Annotated in this window: 21 protein-coding genes, 1 tRNA gene and 2 pseudogenes; 16 read left to right on the top strand and 8 right to left on the bottom strand. The window is 59.8% G+C overall.

The window, feature by feature from the left end:
• Together PAE61_RS05710 and PAE61_RS05705 are read right to left on the bottom strand one after the other, a co-directional pair.
• Positions 1-360: an ArsR/SmtB family transcription factor gene (locus tag PAE61_RS05710; protein WP_434803105.1), complete on the bottom strand. Its 360-nt coding sequence runs from the start codon at positions 358-360 to the stop codon at positions 1-3.
• The gene (locus PAE61_RS05705; RefSeq protein ID WP_271114383.1) at positions 329-1288 is read right to left on the bottom strand and encodes a cation diffusion facilitator family transporter; all 960 of its coding nucleotides are present in this window, start codon (positions 1286-1288) and stop codon (positions 329-331) included. Before PAE61_RS05705 ends, PAE61_RS05710 begins: the two co-directional genes overlap by 32 nt.
• 630 nt (positions 1289-1918) lie before the next feature.
• On the opposite strand from PAE61_RS05705, the gene PAE61_RS05695 reads away from it, so the two are divergent.
• The 4 genes and pseudogenes from PAE61_RS05695 to istB all read left to right on the top strand — a co-directional run bounded on the left by PAE61_RS05695 (position 1919) and on the right by istB (position 5228).
• Positions 1919-2242, top strand: coding sequence for a hypothetical protein (locus PAE61_RS05695; RefSeq protein ID WP_271114382.1), 324 nt, complete (start codon positions 1919-1921; stop codon positions 2240-2242).
• A gap of 15 nt (positions 2243-2257) precedes the next feature.
• Entirely contained in the window at positions 2258-2467 is a 210-nt protein-coding gene (locus PAE61_RS05690) for a hypothetical protein (RefSeq protein ID WP_271114381.1), read from the top strand.
• 534 nt (positions 2468-3001) lie between these two features.
• Positions 3002-4492 (top strand): annotated as a pseudogene (istA, locus tag PAE61_RS05685) (IS21 family transposase); the annotation flags it as partial.
• Between the two features lie 7 nt (positions 4493-4499).
• The gene (gene istB / locus PAE61_RS05680) at positions 4500-5228 is read left to right on the top strand and encodes an IS21-like element helper ATPase IstB (protein ID WP_271114380.1); all 729 of its coding nucleotides are present in this window, start codon (positions 4500-4502) and stop codon (positions 5226-5228) included.
• Positions 5229-5352: 124 nt separating this feature from the next.
• On the opposite strand, the pseudogene PAE61_RS05675 reads toward istB, so the two are convergent.
• The 3 genes and pseudogenes from PAE61_RS05675 to PAE61_RS05665 form a co-directional block, all read right to left on the bottom strand.
• Positions 5353-6591: pseudogene (locus tag PAE61_RS05675) on the bottom strand (transposase); the annotation flags it as partial.
• A 291-nt stretch (positions 6592-6882) separates the two neighbouring features.
• Positions 6883-6959, bottom strand: a tRNA-Arg gene (locus PAE61_RS05670).
• A 53-nt stretch (positions 6960-7012) separates the two neighbouring features.
• Positions 7013-8437, bottom strand: coding sequence for a sensor histidine kinase (locus PAE61_RS05665; RefSeq protein WP_271114379.1), 1425 nt, complete (start codon positions 8435-8437; stop codon positions 7013-7015).
• 256 nt (positions 8438-8693) lie between these two features.
• Here PAE61_RS05665 and rpmH point away from each other — a divergent pair, with 256 nt between their 5' ends.
• From rpmH to PAE61_RS05605, 12 genes are all read left to right on the top strand, one after another.
• On the top strand, positions 8694-8831 hold the full coding sequence (gene rpmH, locus PAE61_RS05660; RefSeq protein ID WP_090525302.1) for a 50S ribosomal protein L34: 138 nt from the start codon (positions 8694-8696) through the stop codon (positions 8829-8831).
• Between the two features lie 129 nt (positions 8832-8960).
• Positions 8961-9314, top strand: coding sequence for a ribonuclease P protein component (gene rnpA, locus PAE61_RS05655; protein ID WP_271114378.1), 354 nt, complete (start codon positions 8961-8963; stop codon positions 9312-9314).
• On the top strand, positions 9311-9550 hold the full coding sequence (gene yidD, locus PAE61_RS05650) for a membrane protein insertion efficiency factor YidD (protein ID WP_271114377.1): 240 nt from the start codon (positions 9311-9313) through the stop codon (positions 9548-9550). The genes rnpA and yidD overlap by 4 nt, the downstream gene beginning before the upstream one ends.
• A 36-nt stretch (positions 9551-9586) precedes the next feature.
• Complete coding sequence (gene ttcA, locus PAE61_RS05645) at positions 9587-10486, top strand: tRNA 2-thiocytidine(32) synthetase TtcA (protein ID WP_271114376.1); 900 nt, start codon at positions 9587-9589, stop codon at positions 10484-10486.
• 61 nt (positions 10487-10547) lie between these two features.
• Entirely contained in the window at positions 10548-11366 is an 819-nt protein-coding gene (locus PAE61_RS05640; RefSeq protein ID WP_271114375.1) for an EAL domain-containing protein, read from the top strand.
• A gap of 111 nt (positions 11367-11477) precedes the next feature.
• On the top strand, positions 11478-13334 hold the full coding sequence (gene yidC, locus PAE61_RS05635; RefSeq protein WP_271114374.1) for a membrane protein insertase YidC: 1857 nt from the start codon (positions 11478-11480) through the stop codon (positions 13332-13334).
• Positions 13331-14137, top strand: coding sequence for an MOSC domain-containing protein (locus tag PAE61_RS05630; RefSeq protein ID WP_271114373.1), 807 nt, complete (start codon positions 13331-13333; stop codon positions 14135-14137). The genes yidC and PAE61_RS05630 overlap by 4 nt, the downstream gene beginning before the upstream one ends.
• Positions 14134-14784, top strand: coding sequence for a ribosome biogenesis GTP-binding protein YihA/YsxC (yihA, locus tag PAE61_RS05625; protein WP_271114372.1), 651 nt, complete (start codon positions 14134-14136; stop codon positions 14782-14784). Before PAE61_RS05630 ends, yihA begins: the two co-directional genes overlap by 4 nt.
• A gap of 108 nt (positions 14785-14892) precedes the next feature.
• The gene (gene argB, locus PAE61_RS05620; RefSeq protein ID WP_271115095.1) at positions 14893-15792 is read left to right on the top strand and encodes an acetylglutamate kinase; all 900 of its coding nucleotides are present in this window, start codon (positions 14893-14895) and stop codon (positions 15790-15792) included.
• A 127-nt stretch (positions 15793-15919) separates the two neighbouring features.
• Complete coding sequence (locus PAE61_RS05615) at positions 15920-16435, top strand: SixA phosphatase family protein (RefSeq protein ID WP_271114371.1); 516 nt, start codon at positions 15920-15922, stop codon at positions 16433-16435.
• A gap of 107 nt (positions 16436-16542) precedes the next feature.
• Positions 16543-17256: a molecular chaperone DjiA gene (locus PAE61_RS05610; protein WP_271114370.1), complete on the top strand. Its 714-nt coding sequence runs from the start codon at positions 16543-16545 to the stop codon at positions 17254-17256.
• Positions 17257-17323: 67 nt separating this feature from the next.
• Complete coding sequence (locus tag PAE61_RS05605) at positions 17324-17794, top strand: hypothetical protein (RefSeq protein WP_271114369.1); 471 nt, start codon at positions 17324-17326, stop codon at positions 17792-17794.
• Positions 17795-17852: 58 nt separating this feature from the next.
• Here PAE61_RS05605 and PAE61_RS05600 read toward each other — a convergent pair whose 3' ends face one another.
• From PAE61_RS05600 to PAE61_RS05590, 3 genes are all read right to left on the bottom strand, one after another.
• Positions 17853-18278, bottom strand: a complete 426-nt coding sequence (locus PAE61_RS05600) for a universal stress protein (protein WP_271114368.1) — start codon at positions 18276-18278, stop codon at positions 17853-17855.
• A gap of 15 nt (positions 18279-18293) precedes the next feature.
• Positions 18294-21134, bottom strand: coding sequence for a TRAP transporter permease (locus tag PAE61_RS05595; RefSeq protein WP_271114367.1), 2841 nt, complete (start codon positions 21132-21134; stop codon positions 18294-18296).
• Positions 21135-21270: 136 nt separating this feature from the next.
• Positions 21271-22242 (bottom strand): TAXI family TRAP transporter solute-binding subunit, encoded by a 972-nt coding sequence (locus tag PAE61_RS05590; RefSeq protein ID WP_271114366.1) that lies wholly within the window; start codon positions 22240-22242, stop codon positions 21271-21273.
• Positions 22243-22320: the final 78 nt, after the last annotated feature.

The raw sequence follows: 22320 nt of genomic DNA, 5'->3' as shown, positions 1-22320 counted from the left end.
TCAATCGTCGTGATGGTGTTCGGCGATATGGGTCGACATATCGATCAGAATGTCGCGCACATGCGCATCGGCCAGTTGATAGAAGACCTGCCGCGATTGCCGATCTCCGCGCATCAGACGGGCGCCGCGCAGAAGCCGCAGATGGTGGCTGACCAGCGTCTGTGTCAGGTCCAGGCTGGAGGCGATGTCGCCCACCGATTTAGGCTCGGGCAGGCAGAACATCATGATGCGCAGGCGGGTCGGATCGCCGAGCAGTCGGAAGGTCTCGGCAAGGATGGTCAGATCCTGATCGTCCAGCTGAGGCGGGGCCGCTCCGACGGCGCTCTCCTCAGTGTGCATGGGCGTGACCATGATCGTCATGCGCCTGAGCCGATGCCGGGGCGGCGCTCGACAGGCTGCATTCAGCATCGCCGTTCCAGTCTATGGCGACGGTCGGGTGCTCTACGCCGAACTGGTCACGCAGCGCAGATTCGACCGCCTGCGACACTTGCTGCGCCTGGGTGTTGTTTTCAGGGCGGATATGCAGCGTCGCCAGCTTCCGGCCCGAGGTGATCGACCACACATGGACATGGCTGACATCGGCCAGACCCGGCACATTGGCCTTCAGATACTGCGTCACCGCCTCGGGTTGCGCATCGTCCGGAGCACCTTCCAGCAGGATATGCAGCGATTTCGTCAGCAAACCCCAGGCGCTGCGCAGGATCAGCAGCGAGACAAGCACCGACAGGATCGGGTCGATCGGCATCCAGCCGGTCCAGCGGATGATCAGGGCGGCAGCGATGGCTCCGACGGATCCCAGCAAGTCGCCCATGACATGCAGTGCTGCACCCCTGATATTGACATGCTCATTATCGCCGCGGGTCAGGATCCAGAACACAAGTATATTGATCGCCAGCCCGGCGACAGCGACCGCCAACATCGGGCCCGACAGGATGACATGAGGTTCCTGAAACCGCTGCCATGCTTCGTAGACGATCCAGATGACGATACCGAACAGCGTGACCGCGTTGATGAGCCCGGCGATAACCTCGAAGCGCAGATAGCCAAAGCTGCGCTTGTCATCGGCAAGGCGGCGGCCGAACCGGAACGCGGCAAAGGCCAGAGCCAGAGCGGCGGCATCGGTCAGCATATGCCCCGCATCGGCCAGAAGCGCCAGTGAGCCCGACAAGAGCCCGCCGACGACCTCGACAAACATGAAGGTGAATATCAGTATAAACGACAGCAGCACCTTGCGTTCATTATCGCTGGTCACTGCGGGCGTGTGTGAGTGGTCGTGATCGTGTGCCATGTGATCCTCATTTATGAATATATGTTCATATATTAGTATTCGAAAAATGAGTCAACAGGCGAGACCACCGCGCGCCTTTAAAGACAAGGTGCGGTGTCGCCTTGCGGCCGATCGGTTCAAGGACATGGCGCACAGTTCTGCTGAGCGCCCTAGTCTTATGCTTGCACGAAGCAGAGGACAGGCAATCAAGAAGGGGACTTGTCTCGAAAAGTGCCGGGTTCTTGGAGCATGAGAGCAATCGAGGAGACGGACGATGACGAACAAACCTCTCGGTAAACGGAGCGCCAGCACACGACGGACAGCGAACATGCCCGGCCCGCTGCGCCCAATCTCGTGGTGCAGGACTTCACGGCGGACGGTCCGGACAGGAAGTGGGGGCGGACATCTCCGACATCTGGGCAGCAGAGGGCTGGCCCTATCTCGCCGTCGTGCTGGATCTCACGCCGAAATTCCGGCGCCGGTCTATTACCGTTTCCCATAGAACACCTCCTGGTTCCTCAGTTGGTGCTCTTCACATTTTCCGAGCAAGTCCAGACAACAGACAATATAGTGTTCGGTTCATCTCGATTGTTCGATCAAGCACAGGGAATGTATGCTTTCATATCTTACGATGTCAGAAGGAATGATCGCATGCCCCGCCCCGAGAACTTTTCCGATGAAGATGTCTTAGCCGTCGCTCTAGAGCTTCTTGAAACCGATTGTGTTGGTTTCACGCTTTCGGATTTGGCACGCGACGTAAGCCTGTCGCTTGCGCCCCTGATACAACGGTTCGGTAATCGAGACACAATCCTTCGTCGCATGACTGAGTTCGAGGTTGAGGAAACGCGTGCCTGGAACGACAGATTTCCACTGAAGCGTGGTCGGACTGGCCTCTGGCAATTCTTGGAAGAGATCGTGAACGGCATGGGTGCGGGAGAAGGCTTGTCGGCACGAGTTCAAATCGCGGCACTTTAAGCGCGAGACCCGGTTATGAAATCCCAGGCAAACAAGCGCTACAGGATCGTGCAAGATGCGATTGAAGCGCGACTTCTGGACGGAGCCAACCGTCGCGAAAAAGCTGAACATATCCACGCCGTGATCGCCGGAGCAACAATGCAGTGGATCGTCAGCGATGGCTCTGTCGGGCTATCAAATTTTGTGCTGCAGCGGCTCGATATGGCCATCAACCTCAACGACTAGCACTGATCTCTCCCAAGAGAACTATATAACTGGCAAGCTGGTTATATATGAACCCGAGCTGAAACGACGTGTGCTTTTGGCGGTATTTGCGTTCTGAGTGCTCTTCCTCATCTCGCGTTCAGCCAAAATTACGGAGTTCGCGTCGCGAGAATTGTAGAGACCCGGGACGTTCGGATTGCGACACAGTCGTTCGAAGCGCTGGACGATCCGGCCCTGGTTCTGATCATTGGCACTACCGCCTCAATGTTTGGGTGGCCGGATGGTTTTTGTCGTGCTCTAGCTGACCACGGCCTCTACGTCATCCGTTTCGATCATCGCGATACGGGGCAGTCCACGACCGTACCAGCGGGAGAAGCGAATTACACTATCGAAGATCTGGCCGATGATGTGATTGGCATTTTGGATGCCTATCAGCTGGACTGTGGAACGGCATGCAAAACTGACCCCTATCTTGGGGTGATCGGCGTCCAAAAGTGACCCCCCTGATAATTCTGATCAGAAGCTTCCTCAAAAGCATGAGGGAGCAGTCAGGGGATGTTGGTTGTGGAAACGATCGCGAAGATCAGGCGCGCGCATTTCGTCGAAGGCAAGTCGATCAAGCAGATCTGCCGTGAGTTGCGGCTGTCTCGGAACACGGTACGTAAAGTCATCAGATCGGGCGCGACCGAATTCACCTATGACCGCACGACGCAACCGCGTCCGAAGATCGATCCCTGGCGGTCTGCACTGGACGACATGCTGGCCGAGAATGCGCGGCGGCCGAAGCGCGAACGCCTGACGCTGATCCGGGTCTACGAGGAGCTGCGCAACCGTGGCTATGACGGCAGCTATGATGCTATCCGGCGCTATGCGGCCAGTTGGTCGAAGGTAACGCAGGAGGCATCGGCTTCAGCCTATGTCCCGCTGATCTTCGATCCTGGTGAGGCCTACCAATTCGACTGGAGCCATGAGATCGTGATCCTCGATGGCGTGACCACGACGGTCAAGGTCGCCCATGTCCGGCTGTGCCACAGCCGGATGCCGTTCGTTGGGGCGTATCCGCGCGAGACGCAGGAGATGGTGTTCGACGCGCATGACAGGGCCTTCGCGTTCTTCGGCGGAGCCTGTGCCCGGGGCATCTATGACAACATGAAGACGGCGGTGGACACGATCTTTGTCGGCAAGGATCGCGCCTACAATCGCCGGTTCCAGCAGATGTGCGGGCACTATCTGGTCGAGCCGGCTGCCTGCACGCCCGCCTCAGGCTGGGAGAAAGGTCAGGTCGAGAACCAGGTGGGCGTGCTCCGGCGGCGGTTCTTCGTGCCGCGGCCGAAGTTCAAATCCTATGCTGAACTGAACGCTTGGCTCGAGGACCGATGCATTGCCTATGCCAAGGCGAACAAACACCCCGACATTCCGGACAGGACGATCTGGGAGGTGTTCGAGGAGGAGCGTCCGAGCCTGGTGCCTTATATCGGCCCGTTCGACGGCTTCCATGCAGTGCCGGCCTCCGTCTCCAAGACCTGTCTCGTGCGCTTCGACAAGAACCGCTACTCGGTCGACGCCCGTGCGGTCGGGCGGCCCGTCGAGATCCGCGCCTATGCCGACAGGCTGGAATTTTGGCAGGATGGTCAGGTCGTGGCTCGCCATGATCGGGCCTTCGGTCGTGGCAAGGCGATCTACGACCCGCTCCATTACATCCCGGTTCTGGCGCGTAAACCTGGTGCCCTGCGCAACGGGGCGCCGTTCAAGGAGTGGGACCTGCCTCCAGCCCTGTGCCGGTTGCAGCGCAGGCTAGAACGCCAGCCCGGCGGTGACCGTCAGGTGGTCGAGATCCTCGGGGCTGTGCTCACCGATGGCCTGGACGCCGTCGAAGCCGCCTGTGCGGAGGCCCTGTCTCACAACGTTCATTCCGCCGGCGTCGTGCTGAACATCCTGGCGCGTCACCGCGAACCGCCGCCACCCCTGACGATCACGACGCCGGATGCGCTGAAGCTGGGCCGCGAACCCGCCGCCAATTGCGACCGCTATGACAGCCTGAGGAGGACAACAAATGGAACGATCACAGGTGCTGGACGCCATGGGCCAGCTGAAGCTCTACGGCATGAGGACGGCCTACGACGAGATCATCACCACAGCGGTCAAGCGACAGCACGAGCCACAGCAGATCATCGGCGATTTGCTGACCGCCGAGATCAGTGAGAAGCAGGTGCGCTCGATCAAATACCAGATGACCATCGCCAAACTGCCGCTGGCCAAGGAAGTCGACGAGTTCGACTTCGCGGCCGCCGAGGTCAACGAGACCCTGATCCGCGATTTGGCCACCGGAGACCTCCTCGATCATCAGCGCAACCTCGTGCTGATCGGCGGAACCGGGACTGGGAAGACCCATCTCGCGGTCAGCATCGCGCGCGCCTGTATCCGAAACGGCCGCCGGGGCCGCTTCTTCAACGTCGTCGACCTAGTGAACAAGCTCGACGCCGAAGCCCGGGCCGAACGACAGGGCCGGACCGCGGAACTGATCTCCCGCCTCGACTTCCTGATCCTAGACGAACTTGGCTATCTCCCGTTCGCCCAGACCGGCGGCCAGCTCCTATTCCATCTGATCAGCAAGCTTTACGAGCGGACCTCGATCATCGTCACCACCAATCCCGCCTTCGGCGAATGGCCCAGCGTCTTCGGCGACGCCAAGATGACCACCGCGCTCCTCGACCGGCTCACCCATCATTGCGAGATCGTCGAAACCGGCAACGAAAGCTGGCGCTTCAAGAACCGGGCGTAGGGCAAGCGGAACCCCCGCTGGCCCGTCGCCGCGGCGTTACATGAAGACTACGCAGCGACGGGCCAGCTCAGCTCCAGAGGGGTCAATTTTGGACGCCGATAAGGGGTCACGATTGGATGCCGATTGACAAAAGCATCTCGACCTTCTTGCGGAGCTTCATCGAGATTTCGTATTGGCGGGTCTTGGCGATGTCCCGGGCGATCTGGCGCGCATCTTCGTGTTCCTCGCGGGTGATTGATCTGGCATCGGCGTTCGGGCAGCACTTCTGTTTCGATGGGCAGGACTGGCAGGTCAGTTTCAGTGCGCGGTATTTGGCGGTTCCCTTGCCAGTCGGGCCGCGGTTCGGGTCCGAATAGTTGCGGCGGAACTGTTTGAGCCTGTGACCTTCCGGGCAGATGTATTGATCGTTCTCTGCATCCCATTCGAAGTCTGCCCGGGTCCAGGTGCCGTCATTGCGCCCGGACTTGTCGAAGACAGGGATATGCGGGGCAATGCCCCTGTCGACCAGCCAGCCCAACATCGGTCCGGTGCCGTAGGCGGTATCCGCGATCAGGCGTTCAGGATGCAGGTCGAACTTGTCTTTCACCCTCTTCAGCATGGTTTTGGTTGATCCGACCTCGGCCTGCCGGATGGATCGTGTCGCCTCGACATCGACAATCACGCCATGATCCGTGTCGATCAGGTAATTGTCGGAATAGCTGAAGAATGCCGGACCTTTGCGCGCCGCCGTCCATTGGCTGGCCGGGTCGGAATGTGAGGTGAATTTCGGATGGACCTCGCTGGCGGCGCCAAATGCGGCCTTGTCCAACGTGTCAAGGTATTCGCGCACGGCGCGGGGCGCATCCGAGGGGTCTATCAGCGTTGCATCCCAATCTTCCTTCGCTGTCGAGTTCTGCTTATTGGCATCCGCCTCGATCAGGCTGGCATCCACCGCCAGCCGCTGCCCGCTGACCAGCCCCTCCTCGATGCAGCGCGTGACGGTCATCTCGAACAGATGCCTCAGCAACTCGCTGTCGCGGAACCGCCCGTGCCGGTTCTTCGAAAACGTCGAATGATCCGGAACCCGGTCGCTGAGATCCAGGCGGCAGAACCAGCGATAGGCCAGATTCAGATGCACCTCTTCGCAAAGGCGCCGCTCCGAACGAATGCCGAAGCAATAGCCAACCAGCAGCATCCGGATCAGCAACTCGGGATCGACAGACGGCCGGCCGGTGTGGCTGTAGAAATCCGAAAGATGCGCACGGATGCTGCTGAGATCGACAAACCGATCAATGGACCGAAGAAGATGCTCCTGAGGAACATGATCCTCCAGTGAGAACTCGTAAAACAGCGCCGGCTGCGCCTCCTGCCGCGGTCCCATCATCGCCAATCCTCCCACCCATTGCAGGAATTGAATCAGCCAGATGCCCTTCAATCAAGCACGAGTTTTTCAACAAAATAAGCCGTTTGTTACTTAACCGGTCCTGCCGCCATCCCAGCATAGCATAGGCGCTTTCCGTGCATCGCCGTACTAAAGATCTAGCGAAGCATCACGTACGGGGGGGGGGGGGCGAACCGGATACTCGCGGATTGCCCACAATCATCCGGTTCGCGGTGATTGGGTCAGTTTATGACGTAAAAGCCAATTTCGTCTGACGTTCTACATTTTCCGAAATGGCGGACCCGGAGCGATTCGAACGCCCGACCCCCAGATTCGTAGTCTGGTGCTCTATCCAGCTGAGCTACGGGTCCGCTGTAGGGCGGCTATCTAGGCCTCGCCGCCGGGGGATGCAAGGGCAAAATCGTCAATCCGTGCCGATATTTTCGATGAGCGTCCCTCGCGGCAGGGAGATCACGAATTCGGTTCCGCTGTCATCGCTGCGGGTCAGTTCCAGCTTTCCGCCGTGGCCCCGGATCAGGTCCGCGGCAATCGCCAGACCCAGCCCGGTGCCGCCCTTTCTGGTGCCGCCCGTGAAGGGCTGGAACAGGTAATCACGCGCTTTCTGCGGCAGGCCGGGTCCGGTATCGCCGATGCGGATGATCCAGTCGTGATCGGTCTCGCTTGCCGCGATTTCTATTGTGCCGGGCTTGCCGGCGGCCTCTATGGCCTGCCGCGCGTTGCGGCACAGATTCGACAGGACGCGATGCAATTGCTCACGGTCTGCACGGATAACCAGATTGGCGCTGACATCGACGACGAAATCGACCAGCTTACCAGCCTCGCCGGTTTCGGCCAGCATGGTTTCGGCATCGGCGATCTCATCGACGAGCTCGCGCAGCGCGAAGCGTGACAGGCTGGGGGGCGGTTCCTCCGCCTTGCCGAAAGCCATCGTGGTTTCGCACAGATTAACCGCTCGCGAAATCGAGTTCACCAGCTTCGGAGCGGCACGTCTGACAGCGGGATCGTCGCTATCCTCAAGCCGGTCAGCGAAAATCTGCGTCGTGGTCAGGATATTGCGCAGATCATGGGCGATCTTCGCCACGGCCTGACCAAGCCCCGCCAGGCGTTCTTTCTGCTTCAGCGACTGGGTCAGCGTCGTCTGCATCGCGGCAAGCGCGGTTTCGGCCTCGCGAAGCTCGGCAATACGAGCGTCGGGTGTGATGATCGAGCGCGTATCCTCGGGTGCGGCGGCATAGCTGGCCATATGGGATATGACCCGCCGGATCGGCTTCAGGATCAGCCGCTGCGCCGCCAGATAAAGCACCATCGCCGTCAGCCCGACAAGCACCGCAGAGAAAACCAGCACCTGCAATCCGAAATCGGCCAGAGACTGGCGCAGAGGCGCGGTCGGCAATGTGATCTCGATCAGTTGACCGGCATGGTTGACTGGAGCGCCGATCACCCGGATCACCTCATTCTCACGATCCAGCAGCTGGCGAACGGCATCCATCCCGCCGGTCCACATGGAAATTTCGCGAAGATCATAGGTCTCGGCAATCGGGCCGGGCAGCGGCGATGACAGAACAAGCTGGCGCACATCGTTTCTGCGCAAAACGACGTTATAGACCCCTGCATTCTCAAGCAACTCGGTCTCAAGCTCGGCGGCGATACTTTGGTCTTCATCCGTCGCCAGAAGCGACAGCGAGGCGATCTGCGCCTTCTCAAGACGGGTCTGAAGATAATCGAGACGGAAATTCGACAGGGCCGGAACCAGCACGAAAACCTCGGCCAGCGCCACGAAAAGCAGCGTCAGCGCAAGGAAACGACCAGTCAACGTGTCGATCGACATACCTGCCAGAACTCATTGCGACGGCTAAACTCAGCCGGTCGGCGTCACAGTTAACCCCCGGCAGGGGCAAGTTCAAACAATTGTGCTTCGATTTGTAGCGTTTCGGCGGTTTTCCTTTGCGTCAGGCAAATGCGAGATTGACTCGGCCCCCTGCTTAGCCTATCTCGCGGGCTTCGAATTAACCGACGCGGTCGCGTGGGGTGGGTTATGATACCCTTCGCCCAGACCTTCCGCGCCCGAGAAGTGGAGTAAGAAGATGTCGAAGCGCACGTTCCAGCCGTCGAACCTAGTTCGCACCCGCCGCCACGGTTTCCGCGCCCGCATGGCCACCAAGGCCGGCCGCGCAGTGCTGAACCGCCGTCGCGCCAAGGGCCGCAAACGCCTGTCGGCCTGATCTGTCTGTTTCCGGCGCAACTCTGCGCCAGTCAGGACAATAAAATTGCCGCCGCTTCCGTCCCAGAATGCTGATATCATACAGCATGGAACGGAAGCGGTGGCATTATTTGATACCGGACAGGTCAGAATGTCCACTCTGCAGCATCGGAAGGATTTTCTGCGTGCGGCACGGGCTCGCCGGGCGGGAATGCCCGGTTTTCTGTTGCAGGCCCGGCGTCGCGATCCGGGCGAGGCTGAGGACGCTCAGATCAGAATCGGCTTCACCTGCTCGAAGAAAATCGGCAATGCCGTGATTCGTAACCGCGCAAAAAGACGGCTTCGGGCTCTGGCTCGCGATGTTTTGCCCGATGCGGCACGTCCGGGATGGGATTACGTACTGATCGGCAGGCCCGACGCAACCGTTTCGCATGATTTTGCCGATATGCGCCGGGATCTTCTTAAGGCGATGCGGCGCGTCCACGAAGGCAACCCGCAGAAATGAGCCCGCTTGCCCATATCGCCGCCCTGCCCGTCCGTGCATATCGTCTGCTGCTCAGCCCCTGGGTCGGGCATGGTTGCCGCTTTCAGCCGACCTGCTCGGCCTATGCCCTCGACGCGCTTGAGAAGCATGGTGCATTGCGTGGCGGATGGCTTACGCTGCGCCGGATATTGCGTTGTCATCCCTGGGGTGGCGAAGGATATGATCCCGTGCCGAAGCGGCCCGGCGATGATGGCTAGAAAATCCACGACGATGAAATGCGTTGCGAGGAACAGATGAACGAGGTCTCCGATCTGGACATAAGCGACCGGGATGATGGCGACGAGATTCACGCGCTGTTTCGCGGTGCTCCGCAGACAACTGCGTTTCGAAAGCTGCGCAAACGGCTTGTCCGCGAAACCCGCGCCGCGATCGAGGATTTCGGCATGCTGCGGGCCGGTGATCGCTGGCTGGTCTGTCTTTCGGGCGGGAAGGACAGCTATACGCTGCTGGCAATTCTGCATGAGCTGAAATGGCGTGGCCTGCTGCCGGTCGAGCTTCTGGCCTGTAATCTCGATCAGGGACAGCCGGGATTTCCGGCAACAGTTCTGCCGGAGTTTCTGTCGAATCGCGGCGTGGAGCACCGGATCGAATATCAGGACACCTATTCCATCGTCACCGACAAGATCGCTCTGGGCGGCACAATGTGCAGCCTGTGTTCGCGGCTGAGACGCGGCAATCTTTACCGGATCGCGCGGGAAGAGGGGTGCTCTGCCGTCGTATTGGGTCATCACCGCGACGATATGCTTGAGACTTTCTTCATGAACCTGTTCCACGGCGGAAGACTGGCCACGATGCCGCCGAAACTGCTGAATGAGGAAGGCGACCTGCTGGTGCTGCGCCCGCTTGCCTATGTCGCCGAAGCGGATTGCGAGAAATTCGCCCGCGACATGAATTACCCCATCATCCCCTGCGATCTCTGCGGTTCGCAAGAAGGTCTACAGCGTGCGCAGGTCAAGAAGCTGCTGAATGAATGGGAGGCACGCGCACCGGGGCGGCGTCAGGTCATGTTCCGAGCGCTTATGAACACAAGGCCCTCGCATCTTCTGGATCCGAAATTATTCGAATTTTCGGCATTATGGCCGGGAGAAGCTGTGCAAACCGATGAAGATGTCCCCAATCTTAGGCAGATTTAACTGCGGGACAACCTGTATCATGTAAGTTTCCGAAAGTACGGGATACGAATCGGAAATCTTGATGCGCCTTATCGGCTTATTATCCAGTGTATTGGCATGGCTTTATGCAGCGCTTTTGAACAACCCGACCGTGCGGTCGGCCCCGGTCAGGACGCAGGGATACGGCGACCGGCAAGACCCGCGAAAGGAGACCCGCATTGGTTTCCGACCGCAGATTTGCTGTGATACCGGGACTGTCGCAAGCCTTTTGGTGGTTCCGCCGGTTCATCTTGCAGGCGATGCATATACAACGCTGTGCACGGCACTACGGCAATACAGCGTCTGGCGGGATGAGGGGCTGAAGACTCCTCCGCTGGTGATCGAACTGCCGCGTGAAATTGCGGAAACCGCGCAGCTTGCGCAGCCCCTGATCTGGGAAATCGACCGTCAGGATATGGACTCGCAGCGGATCATTTTCAGCGCACCCTCCTCGGGTGGGCGTGACACTCGGCTTGAAGGCATGGCGTTGCTGGCGCGGTTCGGATGTGGCGTGGAAGTGAACTGCCTCGACCAGATGGCGCTGCAAATTCTGGGTGAAGTCGATCCGGAAATCGCCCGGCTGCGTATCCCTGCGGGATTTCTGGAAAACTGCCACAGCACCCCTCAAAGCGGTCGACTGATCCTGTCGCTGCTTGCGGTTGCGGATCGGTTTGGCGCCCAATCCGTCGCCGAGACGGTCGAATCGCGCAAGGATCACGGGTTTCTGGCTCAGCTTGGCTGCAATATCGTGCAGGGTGAGGCTGTGGCACCTGTGTTGGACCCGGGGGCGACGGCGGTGTTCCTCAGCGAATATGCAGGGCCGCAGATCGCGCCAATCCCCTATCCCCGTCCGGCGGCGTGATGCGTGAAGACGCGCATCTCGGCTTCAGCCCGGATTTATCATGGGAATCGCCTTGACCTTTGCCCGCCCCTTCTGTTGAACCCACCCTGACAATAGGGGGCTCTACACCGCATGGAAGACAACAACCGAAATCTTATCCTGGCAATGGTTCTGTCCATGGTCGTGGTGCTGGTCTGGTTCACCTTCTTCGCACCCGAGCCGCCGCCTGTCGAAGAACAACAGGCCAGCACGGAAACCACGCAACCTGCTGCGGTTGCACCGGATGCGGCAAGCGGAACCGCTCCTGCGGCTGCGACCGGGCCACAGGATCCATCAGGCTCTGCCGGTCGCATCGGCATCGAAAGCCCCTCTCTGGAAGGTTCGATCTCGCTTGCAGGCGGTCGGATCGACGACCTGCTTCTGACCAGCTATCGTGAGACGCTTGACCCGGAATCTCCCTTCGTGCGGCTGCTGACCCCGACCGATGCAAGCTATTTGCAGCCGGAATCCGCGGGAACCCCGATTGCTCCGGGCGGCAATCCCGAACTGACGCTACAAAAACCCTATTACGCCGTCTATGGGTGGAGCCCGGGCGCAGGCACCGACCCGGCAGCGGTTCCCAATGCCAGCACAATCTGGCAGGTCGAGCAGGGTGAGACGCTCACCCCCGACAGCCCGGTCACGCTGGTCTGGGATAACGGTCAGGGACAGATCTTCCGGCGCGTCTTTTCGCTTGATGAGAAATATATGTTCACCGTCAACCAGTCCGTCGAAAACACGACCGACAGGCCGTTCGTGGCTGCCCCCTATGGCATTATTGCCCGTCACGGACAACCGGACACGCAAAATTTCTTCGTCCTGCATGAAGGCATGGTCGCGATGACCGATGGCGATCTGCACACGACGAAATACAAGAATATCGTCGATCTGGACAATGTGCCGCGCGAAGGCCGTGCCGAGCTGCTGAACGTGACCGAAAATGGCTGGATCGGCTTCACCGATAAATACTGGATGACGACTCTGGCCCCTGCACCGGGCACCAATTTCACCGCCGTGACGAAATACGCCGAGGGTGCGGATATCTATCAGACCGAGACCCGTTTCCCGGTCGAAACCGTTGCCCCGGGCCAATCGGTATCACGGGAATCCTATCTGTTCGCAGGTGCGAAAGAATGGGAAGCCATCCGCAATTATGAGGAAAATCCGAGCATTCAGCGCTTTGTCGATTCGATCGACTGGGGCTGGTTTTATTTCCTGACCAAGCCGATTTTCCGCGTGCTGCACTGGCTGAACAATCATATCGGCAATATGGGCTGGTCGATCATCGCCCTGACCTTCATCCTGAAAGCCATCGTTTTCCCGCTGGCACGCAAATCCTACATCTCGATGGCGCGGATGCGCGAGTTGCAGCCGCAGATGGAGGCGCTGAAGGAACGCGTCGGCGACGACCGCGCCAAGATGCAGCAGGAAATGATGGCGCTGTACAAGAAGGAGAAGGTCAATCCGGCGGCGGGCTGCCTGCCGATCCTGATCCAGATTCCGATCTTCTTCAGCCTCTACAAGGTGATTTTCGTCACGCTTGAACTGCGTCAGGCCCCGTGGGTCGGCTGGATCCGCGACCTGTCGGCGCCTGATCCGTCCTCGATCCTGAACCTGTTCGGGCTGCTGCCTTATGCGGCACCGGCGCGGGACAGCCTGGTCGGGATCATCTCGCTGTCGATCATGGCAATCATTCTGGGCATCTCGATGTGGCTTCAGCAGAAGCTGAACCCGGCCCCTGCCGACCCGACGCAGAAGATGATCTTCGCATGGATGCCGTGGATCTTCATGTTCATGTTGGGCGGTTTTGCCTCGGGTCTGGTGCTGTACTGGATTACCAACAACGTCATCACCATCGGTCAGCAATATGCGATCATGTCGATGCATGGTCATCCGCCGAACCTGTTCGGTAATATCCGCGAAAGCATTCCGAAGCGGAAAAAGAAATGACCGCCCGGCTCGCTCAGATCTGGCGCTATCCGCTGAAGGCAATCGGGCGAGAGCGGCTGAGCCGTGTCGAACTGTCGAAGGGCGAGACCCTGCCCTTCGATCGGTACTGGGCCGTCATGCATGACGGAGCCACCAAGAAACTGAACGAAGATGGCTCGCTTGGGCAGTGGCTGCCGAAATCTGCCTTTCTGCGGGCGGCGGCATCCCCTGCCCTTCAGGCGGTCAGCGGCGGGCTGTCCGATGGGAAACTGTCCCTGAGCCATCCGGAGCAGGGCGAGATCACCATTGACCCGAATGTCGAGGACGACGCAGAGCGGCTGATTGAATGGGTCACCCCGCTCTGGCCCGAAAATAAAGAGCCACCGGCGCGGCTTGTGACCGCACCGGATGCGCTGACTGACAGCAAGAAGCCCTTTGTCTCGATCAATTCTCTGGACAGTCTCAGTGAGCTGGAAACCAAAGTTGGCGGACGGCTTGGGGTGGAACGCTGGCGCGGAAATCTGTGGATCGAAGGGGCGAAACCCTTTGCCGAGCTCGACTGGATCGGCCGCGAACTGACCATCGGCCCGGCACGGCTGCGTGTCATGGAACCGATTGGCCGCTGCTCTGCGCCCGCCGTGGATACGCAAACCGGCAAGCCCGATCACGATATGGTCCGCGCGTTGGGAGAGCATTACGGTCACAGCAATTTCGGGGTTTACGCCGAAGTGCTTGAGGGCGGCGAACTGGCCGAGATGGATGAAATCGCTCTTGTCGAGACCTCAGGCGACGCGGAGCAACCGGACCGGGACAGCGACGCATGAAGGTCGCGTTTCCGGTCGCGCCCGATCCCGAGCCAGACGCAGCCGAGACCGCAAGGCAGATTTTCGCCGGTCCGGTGGATTTCGTCAAAGGCGTTGTCGCAATGGACGGGCTGCCTCCGGCCGACCGGCCCGAGGTTTGTTTCGCCGGTCGTTCGAATGTCGGGAAGTCGAGCCTGATCAACGCGCTGACCGGACGGAAGGGCATTGCGCGGGCCTCGAACACGCCGGGGCGGACTCAGGAAATCAACTATTTCGCACTTGGTCAGCAGGCCTATCTTGTCGACCTTCCCGGCTATGGTTTCGCCAAGGCTCCGGTGGCGGTCGTTCAGAAATGGCAGGCTCTGCTGAAATCCTATCTGTCCGGCCGCCCGACATTGCGTCGCGCGTTCTGCCTGATCGATTCGCGTCACGGCGTCAAACCGGTCGATCACGAGATCATGACGCTTCTCGACAGATCGGCCGTGCCGTTTCAGGTCGTTCTGACCAAAGCCGACAAGCTGGGTCCGAACGCGATCAAGCCCGTCATAGATCAGGTCGCGGATACGCTGCAAAAACACCCGGCAGCCTATCCCGAGCTGGTTGTCACATCCTCGGACAAGGGTCAGGGCATCGCCACGCTGCGGGCGATCATCGCCGGGCTGGACTGAAAATCAAGGGATGCGGCGGATCGGCGGGCCTTCCGCCTCTGGACGCCGCCGCAAGCTGCCCCTAACCTGCACGTCAGCCGAAGGGACCGCAGCATGAGACAGCAGGATATGACCCGAGATTTCGCCGCCGCCGCCGAGACGCTTTCCGAAGCCCTGCCCTATATGCAGCGCTATTCCGGAGCGGTTGTCGTGGTCAAATTCGGCGGCAATGCGATGGGCGACGACGCCGAAATGGCCAAGTTCGCTTCGGATATCGTGCTGATGAAGCAGGTGGGCATCCACCCCGTCGTGGTGCATGGCGGCGGGCCGATGATTAACGATCTGCTTGGCAGGCTTGGCATCGAAAGCAGTTTCGTCCGCGGCAAACGGGTGACGACCAAGCAGACGGTGGAGGTCGTCGAAATGGTTCTGTCAGGTCTGGTCAACAAGCGAATCGTGCAGGCGATCAACGATGCGGGCGGTCGCGCGATCGGAATTTCCGGCAAGGATGACGATCTGATGGTCTGCGAGGCGGACGATCCAGAGCTTGGTTTCGTCGGCAGGCCGGTCGAGATGAATGTCCAGATCATCCGCGATCTGTATCTTGCCGGGCTGATTCCGGTCATCGCGCCGGTCGCCACCGGCATGGAGGATAACGAGACCTTCAACGTCAATGGCGATACCGCAGCCGGTGCGATTGCCGGGGCGCTGAAGGCGGACCGCCTGCTTCTGCTAACCGATGTGTCGGGCGTGAAAGATGGCTCTGGCGAGGTGGTGACCCAGATGACGCCCGAGCAGGTCCGCGACATGATCTCGGACGGAACCATCAATGGCGGCATGATCCCGAAGACCGAAACCGCTCTGAAAGCAATCGAGGAAGGTGTCCGGGCGGTTGTCATCCTCGATGGCCGGGTTCCCAATGCGACCCTGCTGGAGCTTTTTACCGAACATGGCGCGGGCAGCCTGATCCGCTCTACGACGCCCCGCGTGAAACCGCGCGGGCTTCGTCAGGGCGAGAGCGGGCTTTGAGCCTTCGCAAGACGCATCGCACAGCGGAACGTCATTTGCCGTTTTGCCTGTACCGAGGACGCTTGCCCTGTCCGTATAACATATGGCAGGCTCCGTTCACATCCTGTCACATGAGGCCGATCATTCCATGACCCCAACCGGATACCGACGCCTGATCCTGACCCGTCACGCCAAATCCGCCTGGGACGATCCGCAGCTTGAGGATTTTGATCGGCCGCTGAATGCGCGTGGGCGGCGTTCGGCCATTCTGCTTGGTGATTTCATGGCCTCACGCGGCTATGAGCCCGAGGAAGTGCTGTGTTCTCCCTCAGCCCGGACGCGCGAGACATGGGACCGGATTGCAAGTGCTCCGCTTGAGGTGCGTCCGGTGCTGCGGTTCGAGGAGAAGCTGTTTCATGCCCGACCTGCCGAGATGCTGAATGTGCTGAAAACCGCGACGCATCAGACCGTGATGATGATCGGCCATAATCCCGGCATTGCCGAGTTTGCGGCAAGCCTGCCCGCCCGCCCTCCGGTCGATCCGGATTTCCGGCGTTTTCCGACGGCGGCGACTCTGGTTGTCGATTTTCAGATCGAGGACTGGGCCGAGATCAAACCCGGTGACGGCAGCGTCATGGATTTCGTCCGGATCGACGGGCGTTGAGCGGGATCAGGCCCTGACCGAGCTGTATTTTCTGCTTCGGCGTAAGAGCCTCTTCCCGCCGCTGTCTCTGGCACAGACCGGAAAATCCAGTTAGCATCCGCAGCATTATGGCCGCCGCACCTGCTCCAGCACCTGAACTTCCCCGCCCGCGCAGTTTCTGGCAGCGGATTGCCGACCGTATGGCGGCGTTTCTGGGCGCGAAACGCCCCGCCACGCCTCCGGAAAAATCGGTTGCCTTCACCATCGCGGTGATCGCGCTTGGTGCAAAGCTGGCCAAGGCAGATGGGCGGGTCGATCGCTCGGAGGTCGCGGCCTTCCGGCGGGTTTTCACCATCCCCCGCGCCGAAGAGAAAAACGCGGCGCGGGTTTTCGATCTCGCGCGCCAGAACACTGCCGGATATGACGCATGGGCGCATCGCATCGCCCGCATGTTCGCGCCGGGCGATCCCGTGCTGGAAGATGTTGTCGAAGGTCTGGTGATCATGGCCACAGCCGACGGTTCTCTGCATCAGTCGGAAAAGGATATGCTCGACGATATCGCCAGGATTTTCGGGATCACTGCCGCGCGGCTGAATGCGATCATCATTCGCCACGACCCGGAATCCGGCTGCCCTCCCTGCGAGGTTCTGGGCGTTCCCCCCGATGCCAGCCTTGAGGAAGGGCGCAAACGCTGGCGGATGCTGATCCGTGAGAACCATCCCGACCGGGCGATTGCCGCAGGTCTGCCGAAAGAGGCGATCCGGCTGGCAGAGGCCCGCACCCGCGCCATCAACGATGCCTGGCACAGTTTCCGGCTGAGCCATGCGCCGCGCGGTTCGTGACCGGCAAGGGAACCTGAGGCAGTTCGGATCGGTTTCCTTTGCTGCACCGCATATCTGGGGACGCCGAATGAGATCAGGATTTTTTGCCGCATTTATCCTCGGGCTGTCGATTGCCTCGCCCGTCCCGGCTCAGCAATGGGAAATGCCGCCCGCCGATGAGACGCCGCCCTCGGCTGACGCGCCAGATGATCCGATGGGTGAAATCGGACAAGGCATCGAAGGGATGATGGACCAGCTTTTCAACCGGCTTCAGCCGCATCTTGAGGGTCTGGGCAATGAGCTTTCCAGCACGATGAATGAGTTCAGCCCGGCGATGGACGAATTCGCGCGGCTGGTCGATGATTTCGGGAATTATCACAGGCCCGAAAGGCTGCCGAATGGCGACATCATCCTGCGCCGCCGCGCCGATGCTCCGCCGCCGCCTTCGATGGAAGAACTGCAAAAGCTGCTTCCCGAGAATGACCGGGACCGCGGAACGGCGCCCGAACGATGGTCTCCGCCCGAAAACTCACCGCCAATGCCGCAGACGGAGCTGTAGGTTTTCATGAAAAAAGGGGCGGTACTCCACCCCTTTCCCCGCAGTCAGCCTGAGGCGATCAGCGCACGATCAGGACGCTGATCGGCGAATGCCTGACAACACGGTCGCCCTGGCTGGCGATGCGGAAGGTCCGCATCTCATCCGGCGAGCGCGACGACATCACAATCAGATCGGCGCTGACATTCTCGGCCATCCCGATAATCGTCTCGGCAATATGGCCGTGTCCGACATGCGTCGTGACATTGGGCAGATCGGCGGCCTCGCGGCTGACGAAACCGCCAAGCTGCTTTTTCATCTCATCCAAAGCGCGTTTTTCGTAGCCCTTCGGAAGATAGCTGGCGACCCAGGCATTCCCGACATCATGCACGATGCCCAGAACATGCAGCGTACCGCCTTCGTTCAGCAGCCCTCGCGCGACCGGCAAAGCCTGTTTCCAGCTTGACCGATGCTGAAGGTCGATGGGCAGCAAGATCGTATCAAACATAATAGCTGTCCTTTCCTATGCCGAGGCCAGAACGGCCGTTCCGCCGCCCGCACCGCCACGCCGGCGCTGCCACCAGATTACCAGAGCAAGCAGCGCGAAGGCCGGAATATACATCAGGTATTTCGACGGAGCCGCGGCAGGAGCCCGCACCATCATGATTTCCTGATCCCAATCCAGCCCGGCCTCTGCCGCAGGGCTGTCGAAGGCGACATTGTCGATGATCACCCGGTCGCCATCCTCGATCGTCTCGATCCCCAGAGCGGCCAGCCGGTCTGCGCCGGTCTCACCTTCCGGAACCGGCATTTCGACCCGGAATTCGACCGGCTCTCCGACCGCATCCAGACCAGAAACCATCAACCGGAAGGGCTGGCCGACCTGCGCGTCTTCCAGTGACTGCTCAAGCTGCGCGGGTGGCAGATCGTCCCAGGGCGGAGCCACCATATCCATCCAGAAGCCGGGCCGGAAGATGGTGAAGGCGATCAGCAACAGCGCGACCGATTCAAGGATATTGTTCCGCGTCAGGAACCATCCCTGCGTTGCCGCCGCGAAAAGCAGCATCGCCAGAGTCGCCGTCAGGAAGACGAAGATCCCGTGCACCCAGCCGACATCGATCAGCAGCAGATCGGTGTTGAAGATGAACAGGAAGGGAAGCGCCGCCGTCCGCAGGCTGTAGAAGAACGCCACGACGCCGGTCTTGATCGGGTCCCCGCCGGACACCGCCGCCGCCGCGAAGGACGCAAGCCCGACCGGAGGCGTCACATCCGCCATGATCCCGAAATAGAACACGAACAGATGGACGGCGATCAGCGGGACGATCAGCCCGTTCTGCTGGCCAAGTGTCACGATCACCGGGGCCAGAAGCGCCGACACCACGATATAGTTCGCCGTCGTCGGCAGCCCCATCCCGAGGATCAGCGACAGAACCGCCGTCAGGAACAGGATCGCCAGCAGGTTACCGCCCGATAGCGCCTCGACCACATCGGCAAGTGCTGAACCAACCCCGGTCTGGCTGACCACACCGACGATGATGCCCGCCGTGGCCGTGGCGATACCGATCCCGATCATATTGCGAGCGCCCGCAATCATGCCGTCGACAAGATCATTCACACCCTGACGTAAGTTGGCGGGAATACTATGTACAGATTCAGCAGTTCCGTTGATACGACGCATGATTGCCATCAGAGGACGCTGGGTCAACACAATGAAGATCATGAAGGCCGTAGCCCAGAAGGCAGACAGACCCGGCGATAGCCGGTCGACCATCAACGCCCAGACCAGCACAACAATCGGAAGAACGAAGTGAAGACCTGATCGAACAGTCGGTCCGGGCAGCGGCAGGGCCAGAACTTCAGAATTCGGGTCGTCAAGTTTGAGCGGCTTCTCTCTAGATGCGATTTCCAAAAGGCCAAGATACGCTATCATTAGCAGACCGAAGAGGATGTAAGGGCTCCAGTCCCCAGCAAGCCCACGCACAAGGTTCGTGATCCCATAGATACCGAAAGCCAGAATGCAAATCATCATTATCGCGAAAGCGATACCAATGATGCGCACCATCCACGGCTTAGGTTCATATGCACTCGGCAGACCTTGCAGATTAGCCTTCATCGCCTCAAGATGGACGATATAGACAAGCGCGATATAGGAAATCGTCGCTGGCAGGAACGCATGTTTCACCACGTCGAAATAGGGAATGCCCACATATTCGACCATCAGGAAGGCGGCAGCGCCCATCACCGGCGGCATGATCTGACCGTTGACGGATGATGCCACCTCGACGGCACCGGCCTTTTCGGAACTGAAGCCGACCTTCTTCATCAGCGGAATGGTAAACGTGCCGGTCGTCACCACGTTTGCGATGGACGAGCCTGAAATCAGGCCGGTCATGGCCGAGCTGACCACAGCCGCCTTGGCCGGGCCGCCGCGCATATGCCCCATCAACGAGAAAGCAACCTGAATGAAATAATTCCCGGCCCCTGCCTTATCCAGCAATGCGCCGAACAGCACGAAGAGGAAGACGAAACTGGTCGAAACGCCCAACGCGATGCCGAACACACCTTCGGTGGTGATCCACTGGTGGTTGGCGACCTCGGACAGTGAGTTACCCTTATGCGCGATGATATCCGGCATATAGGGTCCAAGGAACGTATAGGCCAGAAACGCCGTCGCGACGATCATCAGCGCGGGACCAAGCGCCCGGCGCGTGACCTCCAGCAGCAGCAGCAGACCGGCAACAGCGACGACCATATCCTGCGTGATCGGACGGCCGACACGACCGGCAATCGCGTCATAGAAGATGTAGATATACAGCGCCACAAATACCGAGATCAGCGCCAGCGCCCATTCCCAGGGTGGCACCCAGTCCTTCGGGCTTCCGGCGAGGATCGCGGCAAGCACGGCAGCCCCGATCAGCAGGATCCACCAGCTTTGTCCCTGATCGGCACCCACGATGAACAGGAATGTCATGATGACAGGCACCGCGACTGCCAGCACAAGCTGAACCGGCGTCCGCTCTGCCGGATAGGCGAGATAGGCCAGGAACATGGCGAACGCCAGATGGATCGAGCGGGTCTCGGTATCGTTCAGAATGCCGATTTCCAGCATGAAGGGCAGAGGCGACGCGATCCAGAGCTGGAACAGCGACCAGCAGAACGCCACGATCAGGATCGTGCGCCCGACCCAACCCGCAGGAGTTCTGGCCCCGGTATCGGATGACGCGACAAGCTCATCGATTTCGCTTTGGCTCATGCCGCCATGCCCGGATGCCTCCATCTCGACAGCGGCGGCATCCATCTGGTCTTGTGGACGCCCTTTCGGGGTCTCATCAGCCGGACGCTTCGGATCATCGTCAGTAGTCATGTCCAATCCCCGTATCAAACCGGTTAAGCCCGGCATGTTCACTGGTTTTTTACTTAACCTTCATAAAAAACGGCTCCACCGCAAGAGTGGAGCCGCAAGCGTCATATCTCAGCCATAGAAAACAGGCGGATTTCGATCACTCGATCCAGCCTTGTTCGCGATAATATTTCTCTGCACCGGGATGCAGAGGCGCCGAGTTCCCCTCGCTGATCATCGCTTCCGGTTCGAGATTCGCAAAGGCAGGGTGCAGGCCCTTGAAGCGGTCGAAATTGTCGAAAACAGCCGACACGACTTCGTAAACCATGTCTTCCGGCACATCCGCCGACGTCACGAAGGTCGCCTTGACGCCGAAAGTGGTGGTGTCCTCATCCGTGCCCGCATACATGCCGCCCGGAATGGTCGCCTTCGCGTAATAGGGATTATCCGCGATGAGCTGATCGATTTCAGGCCCTTCGACCGGAACCAGATTGGCCTCGACCGTCGAGGTCGCTTCCTGGATCGAGCCGTTCGGGTGGCCGACCGTATAAACGATCGCATCGACTTTGTTGTCGCCCAGAGCGGCGGATTGTTCGGCAGGCTTCAGTTCCGATGCCAGCGAGAAATCATCCATCGTCCAGCCCTTGGCGTTCAGCACGACCTGCATCGTGGCAAGCTGACCCGAGCCCGGATTGCCGACATTCACGCGCTTGCCGCGCATATCGTCGAAGCTGGCGATATTGGCGTCCTTGCGGGCAACCACGGTGAAGGGTTCGGGGTGGACCGAGAAGACCGAACGCAGATTCTCGATCTTGTTGTCGCCTTCGAACTCTGCCGAGGTGCCATTATAGGCGTGATACTGGATGTCGGACTGCGCCACACCCATTGTCATGTCACCGGCCTTGATCGCATTGACGTTGGCGACCGAACCGCCCGTCGAAGGAGCGGTGCATTTGATACCCGTTTCGGCGGTATCGCGGTTCACAAGCCGGCAGATCGACTGACCGACCACATAATACACACCTGTCTGCCCACCTGTACCGATGGTGATGAAACGCTCCTCCTGCGCATGCGCAGCGCCAGAGACCGAAGCAAGTACAAAAGCTGCGGTCACGGTTTTGATGAAGCTCATTGTTATCTCCCGTGTTGGTTACTGCATCAAGCGTCCGATATCTGCGCAAAAAGTGCAACACTCGTCTGATGCGATGAG

The sequence above is a fragment of the Paracoccus aerodenitrificans genome, assembly GCF_027913215.1.
GTDB classification, from domain to species: Bacteria; Pseudomonadota; Alphaproteobacteria; order Rhodobacterales; family Rhodobacteraceae; genus Paracoccus; species Paracoccus aerodenitrificans.
Note: the sequence above shows the minus strand (reverse complement) of the source record. Positions and strands in the feature narration are given on the sequence as shown.

Bases quoted from the DNA above. Each gene is read 5' to 3' on its own strand.
- rnpA (WP_271114378.1), top strand. From the start codon at position 8,961: ATGTCCACTCTGCAGCATCGGAAGGATTTTCTGCGTGCGGCACGGGCT.
- PAE61_RS05640 (WP_271114375.1), top strand. From the start codon at position 10,548: ATGCGCCTTATCGGCTTATTATCCAGTGTATTGGCATGGCTTTATGCA.
- PAE61_RS05695 (WP_271114382.1), top strand. From the start codon at position 1,919: ATGCCCCGCCCCGAGAACTTTTCCGATGAAGATGTCTTAGCCGTCGCT.
- PAE61_RS05590 (WP_271114366.1), bottom strand. From the start codon at position 22,242: ATGAGCTTCATCAAAACCGTGACCGCAGCTTTTGTACTTGCTTCGGTC.
- argB (WP_271115095.1), top strand. From the start codon at position 14,893: ATGACCCGAGATTTCGCCGCCGCCGCCGAGACGCTTTCCGAAGCCCTG.
- PAE61_RS05605 (WP_271114369.1), top strand. From the start codon at position 17,324: ATGAGATCAGGATTTTTTGCCGCATTTATCCTCGGGCTGTCGATTGCC.
- PAE61_RS05615 (WP_271114371.1), top strand. From the start codon at position 15,920: ATGACCCCAACCGGATACCGACGCCTGATCCTGACCCGTCACGCCAAA.
- PAE61_RS05705 (WP_271114383.1), bottom strand. From the start codon at position 1,288: ATGGCACACGATCACGACCACTCACACACGCCCGCAGTGACCAGCGAT.
- PAE61_RS05595 (WP_271114367.1), bottom strand. From the start codon at position 21,134: ATGACTACTGACGATGATCCGAAGCGTCCGGCTGATGAGACCCCGAAA.
- PAE61_RS05600 (WP_271114368.1), bottom strand. From the start codon at position 18,278: ATGTTTGATACGATCTTGCTGCCCATCGACCTTCAGCATCGGTCAAGC.
- yidD (WP_271114377.1), top strand. From the start codon at position 9,311: ATGAGCCCGCTTGCCCATATCGCCGCCCTGCCCGTCCGTGCATATCGT.
- istB (WP_271114380.1), top strand. From the start codon at position 4,500: ATGGAACGATCACAGGTGCTGGACGCCATGGGCCAGCTGAAGCTCTAC.
- yihA (WP_271114372.1), top strand. From the start codon at position 14,134: ATGAAGGTCGCGTTTCCGGTCGCGCCCGATCCCGAGCCAGACGCAGCC.
- ttcA (WP_271114376.1), top strand. From the start codon at position 9,587: ATGAACGAGGTCTCCGATCTGGACATAAGCGACCGGGATGATGGCGAC.
- PAE61_RS05610 (WP_271114370.1), top strand. From the start codon at position 16,543: ATGGCCGCCGCACCTGCTCCAGCACCTGAACTTCCCCGCCCGCGCAGT.
- yidC (WP_271114374.1), top strand. From the start codon at position 11,478: ATGGAAGACAACAACCGAAATCTTATCCTGGCAATGGTTCTGTCCATG.
- PAE61_RS05630 (WP_271114373.1), top strand. From the start codon at position 13,331: ATGACCGCCCGGCTCGCTCAGATCTGGCGCTATCCGCTGAAGGCAATC.
- PAE61_RS05665 (WP_271114379.1), bottom strand. From the start codon at position 8,437: ATGTCGATCGACACGTTGACTGGTCGTTTCCTTGCGCTGACGCTGCTT.
- PAE61_RS05690 (WP_271114381.1), top strand. From the start codon at position 2,258: ATGAAATCCCAGGCAAACAAGCGCTACAGGATCGTGCAAGATGCGATT.
- PAE61_RS05710 (WP_434803105.1), bottom strand. From the start codon at position 360: ATGACGATCATGGTCACGCCCATGCACACTGAGGAGAGCGCCGTCGGA.
- rpmH (WP_090525302.1), top strand. From the start codon at position 8,694: ATGTCGAAGCGCACGTTCCAGCCGTCGAACCTAGTTCGCACCCGCCGC.